Here is a 14,495-nt window from a genome sequence, read left to right as displayed (position 1 = left end):
ATGTTTATTGAAATTATAATTATTCATAAAGTAATTTTTTAAAGTAAACACATTCAAAGATAACAAAATCACCGAAAAAGATTAAAAACAGAGAAATTTTTTCGGTGTAAACTTGTATATAGTTACCAAGATAAAAATTCTTGCGAAACGTGAACGTGAACTTACAACAAAATTCGCAATTGCGAGAAACAGCTGTTATATGCCGTTTGATTATTTCTTTAGGAACTTCAATAATTTTTCGGGCTCTTGTCTATTGTCCCAAAAACCAGTAATTATTACTTTGGTTTCACTTGTCTGATAAAGTATGCTGTAATGGCCAAGAGAAACTGCTCTTGTATTTTTGAAATCTGTCTTTTTTCCTAAATCGGGATTATGCTTTAAAAGATTTGTTCTCTCTTTTATTTTCTCATTTAGTTTTTTGGCGTAGGTTGTGCTTTGGTTTCTTTCAATCCAATATTCAAAAATATAGTTACGTTGTCTAATTGCAGTTTCGGTCCAGTGAATTGTTAACTGAGCCATTTAGAATCTCTTTTGTTTAATTCAGATTCTGAAACCAACTTTCCATCTTCTATATCTTTTTCACTCATTGATAACATTTCAATTTGTTCTGTTGAAAGTACAATTATCTCTTCTGATTGTGTTGAATCAAAAATATTTTTAATTGCATCTAATAGTCGCTCATTTCTGGTAGCTAAAATTCTGTCTATTAAACTGTTTTTTATATTTTCTAAAGCATTCATAATTTCTATTTTTTAGTAAAGGTCTAAATTTACTGCGAGATTTCCAAATGGCTCATAACGTTCCGCCGCTTCTCGTCAGTTGCGAGGTTCGGAACGAATTATTTTCTGTTAAAGATAAAAATTATTGCGAAACGTGAACGTGAATTTACAACAAAACTCGCAATTGCGAGAAACAGCTGTTATCCTGATAATAAACATTGACGTTTCAATTTGCGTTTAAACTACCGTATTTATTGACTTCTTTAAAATAATCGATTCAAAAGGACGTAAAAAAAAGCATTCAAATGCTTGTTTTGTTGTACCTATTGTTGTACTTTCGTTTTCGATTGCTCCGAATTGCATTCCCTTATTTTATGGGCATTCGCTCGTTTGCATCGCATTACAAATATAGTATAACATTTGAAAATATCAAAAAATGGCATCAATAAAGTTAATTTTAAGAACGCATCAAGCAGACCAAACGGGTCATTCTCCTTTATATATTAGAATAATCAAAGATAGGAAAACTAAATTCATTACCGCTGGCGTGAAGCTTAAAGAAACCGAATGGGACGAATTGAAACAGAAAGTAAAAAAGAACCATCCCAACAGCGCACGAATGAACGCTGCACTTTCTCAAAAAATTGCCGATGCAGAGGGACAAGTTGCGGATATGGAACGCAAAGTAAAATCTATTTCAGCCAATAAATTGAAAGATGCTATCAAAGGTAAAGACATCCCCAATTTTTTTGAATACACCTACAGGCGATGTGAAAAAATAAAATCCAATGTTTCGGTAAGCACCTATAAAAATTACATTACCTATACTGAAAAGTTTGAAAAATGGATAGGGACTAAAGATGTATGTTTTGACGATATTACGGTTTCGGTTTTAATGGATTATATGAGTTATATGGGTGGCGAATTGAATAACAGCAACACTACTCAAAGACATTCGGTAATGATTTTAGCGATAATGTTTAAAGAAGCCATAAAAGAGGATATTATCCCCGAATATATGTACCCATTTACTAAACTGACTTTGAAAAAAAATACAGGAAGTAGAACGTTTTTGAATAAAGACCAAATAAGCCAATTAATTGATTTTCCTGTAGAAGAGGGTTCAACAATGGAACTTGCAAAAGATTTGTTTCTCTTTTCTATTTATGGGGGAGGATTGCGTTTTAGTGATGTTATCGAATTGCAATACCGACATTTTTTTGCAGAGGAAAACAAAATCAAAAAAACGATAAATAAAACCGTTAACAGAACCAAAGCAGAGCATCAGTTTAAAATTGGAAAAGTAGCGTTGGATATTATCGAGAAATACAAAAAAGAAAATGCTACTGAAACGGATTTTATTTTCCCTGTAATCAAAAGCAAGGAATTGTATCTGAAAAATAGAGATTACCGATTTGAAGTAAAAGAAAAAGCCAACAGCTCGGTTAATTTTCAATTAGGCAGGATTGCTAAAAAATTAGAACTACCTTTTAGTTTATCCTTTCATTTAAGCCGTCATACTTTTGCCACCAATGCACTTAATAATGGAATGAGAATAGAACACGTTTCAAAATTAATGGGACATCAAGATATTAGAACAACACAGGTTTATGCAAAAATCCTAAATGAGGAATTGGATAAAGCGGTGGACGAATTTATTTTTTAACATTTAATACTTTTTAATAATTTTTTCCGTTATATATTTGTTGCACAATTGAGGCAAAAATGAGTTAGTTTATAAAAAAAACCCTTTTTAAGGGTTTTTTTTTCGATACAATGTGAGGGAAATTCAATAAATGCTACTAAAGAAACCAAAACAAAGCGAAACCAAACTAACACTTATTTGAACCCTAACAAACCCCCTACAAAGCCAGTTCCCTTTGCGGAACTTGTGGCAGTATCTCCAACAGAGTCCACAAACAAAAATTTAGATGTACTTATTGAAGAGCAAATTACTTTAGAAAATTATTGCAATGCTTTAATCGATAAACTTCTAAAGCTATCGCAAACCCAGTTTTTAAATTTTATAAATCATCAACTAGAGCAGGTAAAATCTCCTTTGGATTGGCTAGATAGTTTTGATTTGTTGATTGCTGAAAATGAAAAGCTATTTACTGAGAATGGAATGTTGTTTAAATACAACAAGCTATTTAATCTCATTGAAAAGAAAAGAGATTTATTGCAATGCTCAACTGTTAAACCAAGTAAACCTACCATTGCTAAGAGATATATCAATGCCGAGAGTGAGGACAGGTATTTTTCATTTCATGAAATTAAAAAACAACTTAGTATCCTTGAAGACGATAACGAAAAGATACTTTTATTGACCAAAGAAAAACACGAATATAAACAAGCTAATATTGAGTTCCTAAATCAAAAAATACCTTTATTTGATAAGCAATGTAGTAAAGAAATCGAACAGATTTATGAAATGCAGACTATCAAAAGTTCTATCGATAAATTAAAGCCTGCAACGACTATCCACCCCAGCAGTTTTAATAAATTGCAATTCAATTGCAATGTCAACCAGTTTGTAGATATATTTTACCAATTATCCCGCGAGTTATTTGTTGATGGGAAGCCTATGATTGAAGGGAATATGAATGATATGGCAGCAATGATTGTAAGCACATTTCTTGATAAAGACGGCAGAGAACTCAACCCAATGAGTGTTCAAACTATTCTCAAGCCCTCAAGAGAAGACAAACGCCCCAACACAAATAAGAGAATAGATATAAAGAAATTGCTGTAAGTAAAAAAGTCCCCAAACAATTTGGGGACTTTTTTTTTATTGTTCAAAAACCAACAAAAAATCAATCAAAAAACAGACTTTCAGGCTTCATTTTGACTACAATCTTATCATATAGTAAACAGTCCCCTTACTTCAAAACTAGCCTCACTTTTTTTCAAATGACTTTACTCGGGAACTCCACTAAAACAAGGGTTTTACAATAAACAAAAAAAAACTTAGTCCCCGGGGACTAAGTGGGGACTAAAAGACTTTTTCAATACCCTCACATTTGCCTCATAAATTTTTAATCTTTTCAAAAATGGAGGTATATATCTTGTCCAAAGCCCAGTTTTCAGAACTAACCACAAGGTTAGATACATTACAAAGTTTAATCAGCACCCAACCCGACACTTCAAAAAAAGTCATTATGGATAATGAAGAGTTCTTGAAGTTTATGGGTATCTCCAAACGTACTGCTCAATGTTGGAGGGACGAGGGCAAAATATCATTTAGCCAAGTAGGAAATAAGATTTACTACAAAATGGCTGACGTTGATAAGCTACTGGCAGAAAACTACAACAAATCATTTAGGAAATAATTGCAATGATTCTTCAATTCATTGCAATTGTGCAATTGAATTCATTGCAAAATAAAAATACACGCACGGCAATTAGCTGTTGAGCCTTGAAGCAATGGCGGTAAAATAAACGCCATTGCCAAAGGTTAAAAACAAAAACCCTATGACTACAAACACTCATCAAAGACTTGATAACAAGGTCTTTTCTATGGCATCTACACTTTTTGGCTTCGGCGAGAATGAGGTCAAAGAAACAGCAAAAACGCAACTTACAGAACCATTGCAATTGTCAGGCAGAATTATTGCAATTTATCCCGCCATCATTGAAGAGGCTTTTTCCAGTACTATGGATAACTACCGCAAATACATTGCCAGTTACAACTTTAAAACTTGTGCTGAGAATGAACTGATACAAGCGCACAATCATTCGGTAAAAGAATTTTGTAAAAGCAATAAACTAACTGAGATTCAGACAGAGTATAAAAGGCTGTTCTTGCTTCACAACGAAAAGAATTGCAATGCCAGAAACTACAATGAAGCAGTTACCCAGTTCTGTACTGATTATGGAATCATAGTAGAAAAAAAGAAAATCCAAACCGTGAAATACGCTACCGAAGTTGTATTTCAAAATCTGTTGCATCTGTATAACTCCCAACTGATGAAACGCAATGAAAAGTTTATCAAAGGAGGTATAACATCAAAACGCCCAATAGAAGAGTTTAAAATCAATTCTTTTCTAGTTACCCAGTTGAAGCGAAACGAGGTTATCAGTATTGCCATTTGCTCTAAAACGGTTCGCAATCACAGAAAACGTTTAGAAGAGGCGGGCGTCTTTGTTGAGTACCATTTTGCAGGGGCAAACAGACCAGTTGAAGTACATATCAACCCCGAAATCCTAGTGGTTTTGGATGTATTTACCTCGAAATTGAAAAGGTCTGAAAACAAAGAACTTAGACTTACGTTTTGGAATGTTTTACCTGATAACAATGAAAGTACAAGAACATTTATAAATGAATATAAAAAGAATGAGAATGTTGAAAACATTTCTCAGGATTTTAGGAGTTCGAGCGAAGCTCTCACGCCTTCTCATTTGTTTTTTACAGGAACACACACCAGCAAAGAAGCTATTTGCACTAGGGGGGCGCGGGGCGAATCGCAGACTAAAGAAAAAACACTATCGGACAAACTGCAAGAGTTAATCCTGCACCCACAGGAATTAGCTGTAAACCTTGCCAATGGAGACTATCACGATTATAAACCTATCGATATACGCTATTTGTACAAAGAAGCTTTCAGCGGAACGCTAACCAATGAAGAGTTTAGAGAACTGGCAATACAGGACTTTTTTAAATCCATATCTAAAATTTACAAATCATCTACACCCTTTGCAGGAAGCTTTAAAAAAGCCATCAATCTGTACTATCAAAACAAGTGGATTGCTTTTACTGGAAACAGTTTTAACAAAAGTGTATTAGTGGATGAGATTAGTCAAATTCGTTGGCGTATCGAATGGGCTAGAAAATGGTTTGTCAAAAATGAATTTACGCCATTATTCCCATACGATTATTTTGATATGACCAGAAAAACTTCAAAAGAAGTTGGATTTGAGTACACTAAAGCCAAGTGGAATGAGCATTTAACAGCCATTGCCAAGTATGATGCACTAAAGAAAAAACAGCAAAGTAGTGTAACCAAGCGCAAAGAGATTATAAACTACTCCAAAAAGTGTGAAAATGCGCTAAACCGCTTCTTTAAAAATAAACTAACCTACAGCCAATTATTTGATTATGTGGAGCAGAATTTACCAGTACAGTACTTAGAGAAATTGCCCGATTTAATTCTTAAAAAATCACTCAAAGCCAATGAAAAAAGCATTGCAATTACAGAAGAAGAGGCAGTAAAATATAGCTTTTATGAATTTTAAAATTTTAGCAAATGCCAGTATTTAAAAAAGAAAAATCCAAGATTAAAATGGTAATTCTAACCAAAGGCAGGGATGATAATTTGGTTTGGCACTCCCCAATTAATCAGAACCACAGAAAGGAAGAGGATATTATTAAAAGTATGCTAACCCGCCTAAAAAGAAGGGAACTCTTTAACCGAGTTAATGTAGTCCAGTTTTATACAAATAATTTATTAATCGCAGAATTTAAGTATTCACTATGAAGATAGTTTTAAAGAAAATCAAAAAAGAGAATATTGTTATTATTCAATCGGAACTTTTAAAGTTCATCAGGTACAAAGTAGATACAATTTCCCATTGCAATGATTATGAAAAGTATTGCAATGACATCATTGTAATCGATGTACTCCAAAGTATGTTTTACATTTTCAGAACCAAGATTGAAAGCCCAAAACGGTTAGCAAATATTGCCCTTTCCCCATCACAAGCGGTTATACTTCTATTCTGTTGTCAATGGAAAAGAGAAGACAGAACGCAAGAGCAAAGATTTGCGATGCAGACTATATCGGATGTATTACACGAGAAACTCGTAAATATTTGAAGTTATGGCAAGTGAATTAAGTGCAGGTAAAAAATCACTCTTTCCCACTAATGCGATTATCAATAGAAATTTTATAATCCGAGTGCTAGAGAATCCAAAAAGTAATTCTGTAAAAAACACCAAGCTCCGAACGGCTAACACCATTTCAAAACTGATAAATGATGAAAAACTTAAAATGAAGCTATTTGAAAAGGTATTAAACGGCAAAGCAGACAAATACACCTTTCTAATTAGAAACCGCCTTAGAATAGATTTTTGCTCAAAATAACTAACAAAATATTAATACAATGAAATTTAAAAACCGCCTTAAAATAGTCCGCTACAATTTGTTTGCCGTAGCCTTATGCTTTGCAATTATTCTGACTGCACCATTGCAATTTTTGGATTTTATCATACTGGGTAAAAACAGGATATTACAATTTTTGGAATCGCACGTTTTTAAAACGCTATTTAAAATAAATGATTTAAAGGTTAACCAGCAAACAAGTCCAGAAAATGAATAGCAACAACAAAAAACCGCTACCCCACGCCGTTACAAAATCTGAATTGGTTGATATGTATTGCGACCAGTTCAGCGAGACTAAAATAAGAAAGCAAATCAATGAAATTCTAAAGGAGAAGAATATATCAAAAGACACTAAAATAGTACCTCATTTAGAGTTTATGGAGTTTGTAGAAACATATGGACTGCCGAAAGGGTATTATCTTGATGATAGTAGTTGATTGCAATTTTATTGCAATGCTATTGAAAATTCATTGCAATAATACCTTGCCGTACCTTTCAATACCTTACCGTACTTAAAAAATCATTGCAATACCTTACCATACCTCGCCTTACCTAAAGGCGGGGTTTTTTTATTTCAAACATTTGCATCAGAAAGTTACAGGATTTAGAAATGACAAAAGAAGAGATAAACGTAATTCTAAAGCGCAGGATAAAAAATGGAGACGAGTTTAACCATTTAATCGAGAAACCTAAAAATCAAAAAGTAAAACTTCAAACGGGAGATACATTTTATTCGGTTTCAATAATGAGTGTTTGGGCGAAGACTTTTTATAAGCAAGTAGCCAAACTATCGCAGATTTTAAAAGGGAAAACCATTAAAGAAACGTGCGATAAGATACACTACTTCTTATTCTACGACATCCAGTATCAGGCTGACGGAGTAACGCAAAATATAAGAAGCCCAGCTAATAGTTGGTTCAACCGAAGAGAGGGAATTGATTGTAAAAGCTACTCGATTTTTGCCAGTTGTGTACTGCTGAATTTAGGGATTAAGCATTACATCAGGCAAATCAAACAGCCCAATTTTAATCCGAAGCAGTACACCCATGTTTATGTTGTAGTGCCGAATAATCAAACAAACGGAAAACTGGAAGATGGCTATCGTGTAATTGACGGAACAGTACAGAGTAACAAAGAACCAAACTATACCAGTAAAAAAGATGTTTTTATGAGTTTAAAATTGCCACATATCGGGCTTAACTGCCCAGTGCCAAAAAAGGGATTAAAAGGTACACCAAGTAAAACCAAAAGGAGTACAACAACCAAAAAAAGCAGTAATCAAACTAGAGGAAGATTTCCTTTTTAAACAATAAGCGTATGATAATATTAGAAGAACAAACAGGGTTAAATGCTGGACTAAATCGAGGATTTAAACTTGGCAAGATGCTCAAAAAGAACATCAGGTTAAAAAACGTATCTATTAAAAATGCCATTAAAGTGGGTAAAGTTGCAATTCCATTAGCTACTACAGCAATGAGTTTTATTCCCGGAGGCGGTATAGCAGGAAAGATACTTGACAGCAAAGCAGGTAAGCTTTTTACCAAAATTAAAAGTAGCAAGGCTGTCAAATTTGCCACAAAAATCGGCAAAAGCAAAGTTGGAAAATTCGCCATTAACAATGTGGTAAAGCCCACTTTTAAAAACGCCGTTTCGGGCGGTGGTTCGGAGCAGGTTAACGATTCTCCCCAAAGTGAAGTAATGCAAAACGCTACTCCTACGCCACAGCAATTGGAAACCATTGCACAGGTTAAAGGAGTACCCGCAGAAACTTTGACAGCGGATGCAGAGACAAATGAAGCTTCGCCAAACGATGCCCAACTAGAGACCATTTCAAGGGTCAAGGATATTCCAGTAGAGAATTTAAAAGATGAGGTTGCCACTCAAAAAGAAATGGCAAAAAATGAAAGTGCTATGCCAACAGACAAGCCTAATTATACTATTCCGATAGTTATAGGTGTCGGTGTTGTGGGTGCAGTTCTACTAGCAACGAGTTCAAAAAGTAATCAATAAAAATAAAAATGAAACAGGAGTTAATAACAATTAGTTCTGCCGTTGCCGTAGGCGCTCTCTCACGAGGACTTACAGGCACAATGACAGAGACATCTTCCAACACAGTAAAAGGTGTTGTTAATGGTGTAGTAGCTGTCGGAGCAGGTTTCTTGGCAGTAAAAGTAAAAGGGAGTGATAGCAAAAGTTCCCTTATGAGAGGTTCAGCAATTGGGGTTTCCATTGCTCACGGATTAGAAGTGGTAAAGAACATTTTTTCATCTGAAAAAATTGCCTCAAAACTTTCTTCAGATAGCGCAATGGGAAGATTTATGCAAAAAGCAGCGGGACTTTCGGGAGCAGTAAACGGACTCAATGGGTACATCGATGGCTATGGGAATTATCACGAAGACGGATTGGGCGGTTACATTGATGTAAACGGCAATTATGTAGAAGATGGTTTAGGTGGTTACAATGAGGAAGACGGACTAAACGGCTACTATGACGAGGCAGGAAACTATATCGAAGATGGTCTTGGAGGATATGAGGATGAAGATGGTCTTGGAGCTTATGAGGACGAAGACGGTTTAGGAGCCTATATCGATGAAGACGGTAATTACATGATGTAATCCAAAAAAAGAAACAAAAATTTAATTCAAACAAAAAAAATGGAAAATAGAAATCCACAATTGCAAAGAGCAATCAAAGTTTTAGGAGCAAGACAACGCCAACACGCACAAGCTGTACGACCACAAGCAACCAAATTAGTAGATAAAACATTCTACTTAAATGTAAAGGTTGACGGAATGAGTGGGATTAACCAACTGGTTGATTCCAATACCAAAAAATTAGTCGGAGTAACCAACTTTGACGGAAACCTTTTAAACTCTGGGCGTGATGTTGTTATTGATTCTGTCCGCACCTTGTTTACAACAGACGGTACAGATGTAACGAATGCTAACTGGCAAAATACCGACAGAATACCGGCACAATTGCAAAATGCTGATTTAAGACTTATCCAAACAAACGATATGCTTATTGATTTGCCAATGACAGATACTCAAAACTTCAAGCAAGACGACCACAGACCAATTGCCACTACTCCACTTTTAAGAGCAAAAGAAGAGTTTAAACTGGAATTGGAGTTTCCAAAAGGGGTTACAGTTCCAGTTGGAAAACCACTTTTTATGAGATTGGAGTTTAGAGTAACAGAAGCAAAAAAATAGTATTCAAAAACCCCAAAAAAGCCATAGTTCAAGGGCTATGGCTTTTAAAACTCAAAAGACATGAGACAAATTCAATACGTTGTAAAAGCAATAATAAGACCAGGAGAAAGTGATACATCGGTAAACTTTAAACTGCCTACAGGTTTTACTACAGGTGCAGCACTTTATACCAATGGAGTTGAGAAATCAAGTAGCGCAATGGCATCTGTTGAAATGAAAGACGATAACAGTATTGCAATCATTCCATCGGTTCATATTGACAACTGGAGACAGTCAAACGGTGGCGAATATGAAAAGAGTTTCAAGCCTTTAAATTTTGATACTGGCAACAAAGATTACTCACTCATTTTCACACTAGAGGACAAACTAGAATCAGACAAACCTCTAAAATTTCATGTGGTATTCCTGTATAATAATAACGTTAAAAAAATGTAGCAAATGTTTGTAGAATCGGCTTTTATAACAAGAGAATTTAGAGAAGAACAAATTCCAATTTTAGAGAATGTTACTTCACTTTGTGTTGTCAATAAAGGCACAAGCATTGCAACAATTAACGGAGTTATTATATACCCAACCCAAAAGCAAATTTTAATTGTGCCTGATGGCACTTATTCAAAAGTGCAGTTAGAGGTAAACTACACAGTTACCAGTAACCGCAAAAAAGGTATTTCGGAGCAAAACAAAATACTACTTATCTACAAGAAACTAATTTAAAATGGAGCAATTAGATGATTTGATGGATAAACTCAACAGCGACAAATTTTGTGCTGTTACGGTTTATGACAGGGATACTTCCAAGCCGATTTTTCGCAATGTAACCCACGAGCAAATAAAGAATGATTACGGTACAGCAGAAGAATTTTTTGAGAAAGTTTTTGCTGAGGGCTATAAAAAGTTAACCCTACAGGAGAAACGCAAAAATGGAGCAAATGCCTTTAAAATGGAGGGCGACACTTTCGATGTCAGTTTTGGAGGTACTACTGAAGCAGAACCGAAAGAAACCGTCAAAAAGAAGAAAAAAAAGAAAATGAAAAGTGGACTGATGGGACTGGGAATGACTGAGATTTTCGATTTGAAAATGCAAGCCTATGACAGAGGCGAACTCGCTAGAAAACTGGAAGAATCACAAAGGGAGAATAAGGAACTCAAAGCCAAAAATGAGGAACTTAATGAGGAGAAGTTACAAAAACGATATACCAAAGAGAGCAACGACAGTTTAAATAATATGCTTTTGGGCGTGGTTAAACAAGCCCCAATTATTTTAAAAGGATTGGGTTTTAATGTACCCGTTGAAGCAACTGGTTTAGGAGTTGCCTCTACTGACAATATTGAGAATGATACTTATTCAGAGGTTAAGAAATCGTTTTTGGAAACTATAAAAAACCTTGATGATGATACGATAGCACTCTTACAAGTGATTTATCAAAAAATCAATGAGAAGAGCGAAAACAATGTTTTCTCTCAAGAATTATTTGAACTATTACAACAACATCAAATGCTGGTATAAATGAGCGCAATGACAATAAAAACAAAGGAAACAAACCCTTTCAAAATACAGAAAAAGACAAAATTGATTCAAGCTCTTGCGGATTTGGATAATGAGATTTTAGAGAAGTTGGTAGAACTTAAAAACTCCCAAAAAGCAATTGCAATGGTTCAAAGTAACGAGAGTTGGCAAACAATCAAAGAGTTCATAATGTAGGTAGTAGTTGGAGTAGCTTGTCTGTAAGCTCCATTTACAGGCAAGTGAAACGACTACAAAGAAATAGCATTGGGTTGGTGTGTAGGATGAGAAGTGTCCATCGCTTAAAGAGTGTGTAAAAACAGAGCCAAAAATTAAGACTAAACAGAGGTTGATTTGAAGTAAAACACATTGGAATATGTGACCTATTTTATAGAGGGTAAAAGTCCTGACCATTTTAAAACTTCACTTCAATATTGAAAAGAACCTTGAAAAAGGAGTGAAACAGATTCTTTGTTTGGTTTTATCCAATGCCAAAAAAAATAAAAAATGAAAAAGCAAGGTTTACAAAATCCCGCAATAATGGCAATTGCTTCATCACCGCAGGGGCAAAAAGCAATAGCCAATACTCTTGATAATGCGAATAATACGGTAAATGCAACCGCTTCAATTGTAAAGGGAGTACTGAAAACAGGCTTTTTTTTAGGGGTTGGTTATTTCGTTTACAAGAAAATATTTAACGGCTTTTCATCACTCACAGAAGACCGAAGAGAAAAGCCAAGTAATATTTCAAGCGGAATGGCAAAGAATAAAGCCGAAGCAATTTTTAATGCAATGTACGGTTTAGGGAATGGTTTTAAATCAGTCAAGCAAAATCTAATGGGAGTTAATCACAACGGATTTATTCGGATTTATAATGAGTTCGGACAGCGGAAAGGAGTTAATCCATTATCTAAAAAAATGACACTCGTAGAATGGTTTTCCGACCAGTTTAACCCTAGCGAACTTATGGAATTACGCTTTTTAATACCACACTTTTTTTAAGATGGACAGTTCAAAAATAATCCCTGTTACCATTGGACTTGCAGGGCTTGGGATATTGCTTTTTGCGGTTTCCCAAACAAGTAAAAATAAAAAAGCAGGTGCGTATCTGGATGCGGGTATATCTGATACGAGTTTCAATGCAAAGGAAGTAGCCACGATGCTATACAATGCCATGAAAGAAGCCAATTTCACTAATGCCGAAAAGCGCAATACCATTTTCACGGCTCTTACCGGAGTAACAGAAGCGCAATTTTCAAAAGTGAGTATAGCCTTCGGCAGTAGGTATTACAACACGCTAACAGGCAACACTTATTTTGCTGTTTGGCAAACTCCAAAAAAGCACCCTTTAAAGTTATGGCTGAGTGAGGAATTAAGCACAGAAGATTACAAATTATTAAAATCAAATTATCCAAAACAATTATAAAATGAGCACAGAAGATAAATTATGGATTGGTGGCGGTATAGCCCTAGCACTAGGCGGTGGTGTCTATTATTTTGTTAAAAAAGGTAAGGATAAGCAACAAGATTACATTGAAGAGCCAATAGAACCTGCAACACCTGTAAAAACCCCAACATTGGCTACCAATCCAATAAGAGTACAAGTACCAGTTAAAACCCAAGCACCAATTAAAGCTACAGTAGTAGCTGACAATTACAGATATAGTATTGGACAGGAAGTAATGGCAACAGGATTTTACGGAACTAAAACCTATGATGCCAGAAAAATGGCTGACGGTAATTACATCAGTGAAGGCATCCGAAAAGCTACTTTCAAAAAAGGCGATAAAATCGGAACTATCATTTGGGTTGGGTTAAGACCTGACGGAACATATCGCTATGTAGTACAAAGAAACGGTGTACTTCTCAATGATATTTATTGGATTGCTGACCAAGATGTAATTAAACCAGTAGGCAGAATATACCCTACAGTTTCATCATCGAGCGTTCCAAATCAGTCAGGAGTTGATAAAGCCAAATTACTAAAAAAAGGAAGCACAGGATTAGAAGTAAGAGCCTTGCAAACACTACTTAAAATCAAAGTTGATGGCGATTTCGGGCGCAATACAGAAAACGCTTTATTCACACAAAAAGGGATTAAACAAATCAAACTAAACGACTTTAAATAATGAATACAAACGGAGCATTATGGCTTTCACTTGCAGTAGCAGGAATTTTAGTTGTTGCCACTTTGGATAATGAAACAAGTCCCGAAGTTAAAAAGGCAGAAGACAAGCCAATTGAAGAACCCAAAAAAGTAGTATTGTAATGGATTTTTTACTCACAAACAGCATCACATTTTTAAGCATTTTTAGAAAATATGCTATCAATACTCCTAGACGGATTGCGCATTTTTTAGCACAGGTTCACGAGGAAAGCGGAGGGTATTTAAAGTTTAATGAGAGTTTGAATTATACTCCGCAGGGACTTATTAAAACTTTCGGAACTAATCAAATATCAAGCGCACAGGCAAACCTTTACGGCAGAACTGCAAAGCACAAAGCCAATCAGGAAGCCATTGCAAATATTGTTTATGGGGGCAATTGGGGAAAGGTAAATTTAGGAAATACACAGCTTGGCGATGGTTGGCGTTTCAGGGGTCGTGGACTTATCCAGTTAACAGGCAGAGCCAATTACCAAGCTTACAAAGACTATTCCGGGCATGATGTTATTGCCAATCCTGATTTAGCTTCAAGACCTGACATAGCCATTGATATAGCGGGTTGGTTTTGGTCAGTACGATTTAAACTAAATCCGATTGCTGATAAAAACAATATCAATTCAATAACACAAATGATAAACGGAGGTTTAACCAATTTGACTGAAAGGGTAAAACAACTCAATTATTACATCGCTATCGATACGTTAGGGATATTAAAAAAAAAAGTCAAGAAAATACTCCTACCTAATCCCCATTACAATTTTTGGTCTGGGCTTTTCAATCTTAATAAGTAAACTATAC

At 35.2% G+C, this 14,495-nt stretch carries 22 protein-coding genes; 20 read left to right on the top strand and 2 right to left on the bottom strand.

The genetic code is table 11. The features are described from left to right. Positions 1 to 210: 210 nt before the first annotated feature. A complete protein-coding gene (locus ABIQ27_RS01190) occupies positions 211 to 519 on the bottom strand; it encodes a type II toxin-antitoxin system RelE/ParE family toxin (protein ID WP_348031275.1) in 309 nt (102 codons plus the stop codon). After that, positions 507 to 740, bottom strand: a complete 234-nt coding sequence (locus tag ABIQ27_RS01185) for a hypothetical protein (RefSeq protein ID WP_348031274.1) — start codon at positions 738 to 740, stop codon at positions 507 to 509. The genes ABIQ27_RS01190 and ABIQ27_RS01185 overlap by 13 nt, the downstream gene beginning before the upstream one ends. A 415-nt stretch (positions 741 to 1,155) precedes the next feature. On the opposite strand from ABIQ27_RS01185, the gene ABIQ27_RS01180 reads away from it, so the two are divergent. The 20 genes from ABIQ27_RS01180 to ABIQ27_RS01085 all read left to right on the top strand — a co-directional run bounded on the left by ABIQ27_RS01180 (position 1,156) and on the right by ABIQ27_RS01085 (position 14,488). Next, entirely contained in the window at positions 1,156 to 2,385 is a 1,230-nt protein-coding gene (locus ABIQ27_RS01180; protein ID WP_348031272.1) for a site-specific integrase, read from the top strand. A 177-nt stretch (positions 2,386 to 2,562) separates the two neighbouring features. Next, entirely contained in the window at positions 2,563 to 3,471 is a 909-nt protein-coding gene (locus ABIQ27_RS01175) for a hypothetical protein (protein ID WP_348031270.1), read from the top strand. Between the two features lie 298 nt (positions 3,472 to 3,769). Next, a complete protein-coding gene (locus ABIQ27_RS01170; RefSeq protein ID WP_348031268.1) occupies positions 3,770 to 4,048 on the top strand; it encodes a helix-turn-helix domain-containing protein in 279 nt (92 codons plus the stop codon). 142 nt (positions 4,049 to 4,190) lie between these two features. Further along, complete coding sequence (locus tag ABIQ27_RS01165; protein ID WP_348031267.1) at positions 4,191 to 5,951, top strand: hypothetical protein; 1,761 nt, start codon at positions 4,191 to 4,193, stop codon at positions 5,949 to 5,951. Between the two features lie 238 nt (positions 5,952 to 6,189). Then, the gene (locus ABIQ27_RS01160; RefSeq protein ID WP_348031265.1) at positions 6,190 to 6,531 is read left to right on the top strand and encodes a hypothetical protein; all 342 of its coding nucleotides are present in this window, start codon (positions 6,190 to 6,192) and stop codon (positions 6,529 to 6,531) included. Positions 6,532 to 6,535: 4 nt separating this feature from the next. Continuing rightward, entirely contained in the window at positions 6,536 to 6,799 is a 264-nt protein-coding gene (locus ABIQ27_RS01155) for a hypothetical protein (protein WP_348031263.1), read from the top strand. 227 nt (positions 6,800 to 7,026) lie between these two features. Further along, on the top strand, positions 7,027 to 7,254 hold the full coding sequence (locus ABIQ27_RS01150; RefSeq protein ID WP_348031261.1) for a hypothetical protein: 228 nt from the start codon (positions 7,027 to 7,029) through the stop codon (positions 7,252 to 7,254). 173 nt (positions 7,255 to 7,427) lie between these two features. After that, positions 7,428 to 8,123, top strand: a complete 696-nt coding sequence (locus ABIQ27_RS01145) for a transglutaminase-like domain-containing protein (RefSeq protein ID WP_348031260.1) — start codon at positions 7,428 to 7,430, stop codon at positions 8,121 to 8,123. Positions 8,124 to 8,134: 11 nt separating this feature from the next. Further along, on the top strand, positions 8,135 to 8,827 hold the full coding sequence (locus ABIQ27_RS01140) for a hypothetical protein (RefSeq protein WP_348031258.1): 693 nt from the start codon (positions 8,135 to 8,137) through the stop codon (positions 8,825 to 8,827). An 8-nt stretch (positions 8,828 to 8,835) separates the two neighbouring features. Further along, positions 8,836 to 9,432: a hypothetical protein gene (locus ABIQ27_RS01135; protein ID WP_348031256.1), complete on the top strand. Its 597-nt coding sequence runs from the start codon at positions 8,836 to 8,838 to the stop codon at positions 9,430 to 9,432. A 39-nt stretch (positions 9,433 to 9,471) separates the two neighbouring features. Continuing rightward, positions 9,472 to 10,029, top strand: a complete 558-nt coding sequence (locus tag ABIQ27_RS01130) for a hypothetical protein (RefSeq protein WP_348031255.1) — start codon at positions 9,472 to 9,474, stop codon at positions 10,027 to 10,029. A gap of 60 nt (positions 10,030 to 10,089) precedes the next feature. Continuing rightward, positions 10,090 to 10,464 (top strand): hypothetical protein, encoded by a 375-nt coding sequence (locus tag ABIQ27_RS01125; RefSeq protein ID WP_348031254.1) that lies wholly within the window; start codon positions 10,090 to 10,092, stop codon positions 10,462 to 10,464. Positions 10,465 to 10,467: 3 nt separating this feature from the next. Further along, the gene (locus ABIQ27_RS01120; protein ID WP_348031252.1) at positions 10,468 to 10,743 is read left to right on the top strand and encodes a hypothetical protein; all 276 of its coding nucleotides are present in this window, start codon (positions 10,468 to 10,470) and stop codon (positions 10,741 to 10,743) included. A 1-nt stretch (position 10,744) separates the two neighbouring features. Beyond that, on the top strand, positions 10,745 to 11,536 hold the full coding sequence (locus ABIQ27_RS01115) for a hypothetical protein (RefSeq protein ID WP_348031251.1): 792 nt from the start codon (positions 10,745 to 10,747) through the stop codon (positions 11,534 to 11,536). After that, a complete protein-coding gene (locus ABIQ27_RS01110) occupies positions 11,537 to 11,731 on the top strand; it encodes a hypothetical protein (RefSeq protein WP_348031249.1) in 195 nt (64 codons plus the stop codon). It begins immediately after the preceding gene. A gap of 309 nt (positions 11,732 to 12,040) precedes the next feature. After that, positions 12,041 to 12,535: a hypothetical protein gene (locus ABIQ27_RS01105; RefSeq protein ID WP_348031247.1), complete on the top strand. Its 495-nt coding sequence runs from the start codon at positions 12,041 to 12,043 to the stop codon at positions 12,533 to 12,535. Position 12,536: 1 nt separating this feature from the next. Next, positions 12,537 to 12,959 (top strand): hypothetical protein, encoded by a 423-nt coding sequence (locus ABIQ27_RS01100; RefSeq protein WP_348031245.1) that lies wholly within the window; start codon positions 12,537 to 12,539, stop codon positions 12,957 to 12,959. A 1-nt stretch (position 12,960) separates the two neighbouring features. Beyond that, positions 12,961 to 13,662 (top strand): hypothetical protein, encoded by a 702-nt coding sequence (locus ABIQ27_RS01095; protein ID WP_348031244.1) that lies wholly within the window; start codon positions 12,961 to 12,963, stop codon positions 13,660 to 13,662. Next, a complete protein-coding gene (locus ABIQ27_RS01090; protein ID WP_348031242.1) occupies positions 13,662 to 13,802 on the top strand; it encodes a hypothetical protein in 141 nt (46 codons plus the stop codon). The genes ABIQ27_RS01095 and ABIQ27_RS01090 overlap by 1 nt, the downstream gene beginning before the upstream one ends. After that, positions 13,802 to 14,488, top strand: a complete 687-nt coding sequence (locus tag ABIQ27_RS01085; protein WP_348031240.1) for a glycoside hydrolase family 19 protein — start codon at positions 13,802 to 13,804, stop codon at positions 14,486 to 14,488. Before ABIQ27_RS01090 ends, ABIQ27_RS01085 begins: the two co-directional genes overlap by 1 nt. The last annotated feature ends 7 nt before the right edge of the window (positions 14,489 to 14,495 follow it).

Source organism: Flavobacterium sp., assembly GCF_039916025.1.
GTDB lineage: Bacteria > Bacteroidota > Bacteroidia > Flavobacteriales > Flavobacteriaceae > Flavobacterium.
The sequence above is the reverse complement of the archived record's forward strand: the minus strand, read 5'-3'. Positions and strand labels throughout refer to the sequence as shown.

Bases quoted from the DNA above. Each gene is read 5' to 3' on its own strand.
- ABIQ27_RS01190 (WP_348031275.1), bottom strand. From the start codon at position 519: ATGGCTCAGTTAACAATTCACTGGACCGAAACTGCAATTAGACAACGT.
- ABIQ27_RS01185 (WP_348031274.1), bottom strand. From the start codon at position 740: ATGAATGCTTTAGAAAATATAAAAAACAGTTTAATAGACAGAATTTTA.
- ABIQ27_RS01180 (WP_348031272.1), top strand. From the start codon at position 1,156: ATGGCATCAATAAAGTTAATTTTAAGAACGCATCAAGCAGACCAAACG.
- ABIQ27_RS01170 (WP_348031268.1), top strand. From the start codon at position 3,770: ATGGAGGTATATATCTTGTCCAAAGCCCAGTTTTCAGAACTAACCACA.
- ABIQ27_RS01165 (WP_348031267.1), top strand. From the start codon at position 4,191: ATGACTACAAACACTCATCAAAGACTTGATAACAAGGTCTTTTCTATG.
- ABIQ27_RS01160 (WP_348031265.1), top strand. From the start codon at position 6,190: ATGAAGATAGTTTTAAAGAAAATCAAAAAAGAGAATATTGTTATTATT.
- ABIQ27_RS01155 (WP_348031263.1), top strand. From the start codon at position 6,536: ATGGCAAGTGAATTAAGTGCAGGTAAAAAATCACTCTTTCCCACTAAT.
- ABIQ27_RS01150 (WP_348031261.1), top strand. From the start codon at position 7,027: ATGAATAGCAACAACAAAAAACCGCTACCCCACGCCGTTACAAAATCT.
- ABIQ27_RS01145 (WP_348031260.1), top strand. From the start codon at position 7,428: ATGACAAAAGAAGAGATAAACGTAATTCTAAAGCGCAGGATAAAAAAT.
- ABIQ27_RS01140 (WP_348031258.1), top strand. From the start codon at position 8,135: ATGATAATATTAGAAGAACAAACAGGGTTAAATGCTGGACTAAATCGA.
- ABIQ27_RS01135 (WP_348031256.1), top strand. From the start codon at position 8,836: ATGAAACAGGAGTTAATAACAATTAGTTCTGCCGTTGCCGTAGGCGCT.
- ABIQ27_RS01130 (WP_348031255.1), top strand. From the start codon at position 9,472: ATGGAAAATAGAAATCCACAATTGCAAAGAGCAATCAAAGTTTTAGGA.
- ABIQ27_RS01125 (WP_348031254.1), top strand. From the start codon at position 10,090: ATGAGACAAATTCAATACGTTGTAAAAGCAATAATAAGACCAGGAGAA.
- ABIQ27_RS01120 (WP_348031252.1), top strand. From the start codon at position 10,468: ATGTTTGTAGAATCGGCTTTTATAACAAGAGAATTTAGAGAAGAACAA.
- ABIQ27_RS01115 (WP_348031251.1), top strand. From the start codon at position 10,745: ATGGAGCAATTAGATGATTTGATGGATAAACTCAACAGCGACAAATTT.
- ABIQ27_RS01110 (WP_348031249.1), top strand. From the start codon at position 11,537: ATGAGCGCAATGACAATAAAAACAAAGGAAACAAACCCTTTCAAAATA.
- ABIQ27_RS01105 (WP_348031247.1), top strand. From the start codon at position 12,041: ATGAAAAAGCAAGGTTTACAAAATCCCGCAATAATGGCAATTGCTTCA.
- ABIQ27_RS01100 (WP_348031245.1), top strand. From the start codon at position 12,537: ATGGACAGTTCAAAAATAATCCCTGTTACCATTGGACTTGCAGGGCTT.
- ABIQ27_RS01095 (WP_348031244.1), top strand. From the start codon at position 12,961: ATGAGCACAGAAGATAAATTATGGATTGGTGGCGGTATAGCCCTAGCA.
- ABIQ27_RS01090 (WP_348031242.1), top strand. From the start codon at position 13,662: ATGAATACAAACGGAGCATTATGGCTTTCACTTGCAGTAGCAGGAATT.
- ABIQ27_RS01085 (WP_348031240.1), top strand. From the start codon at position 13,802: ATGGATTTTTTACTCACAAACAGCATCACATTTTTAAGCATTTTTAGA.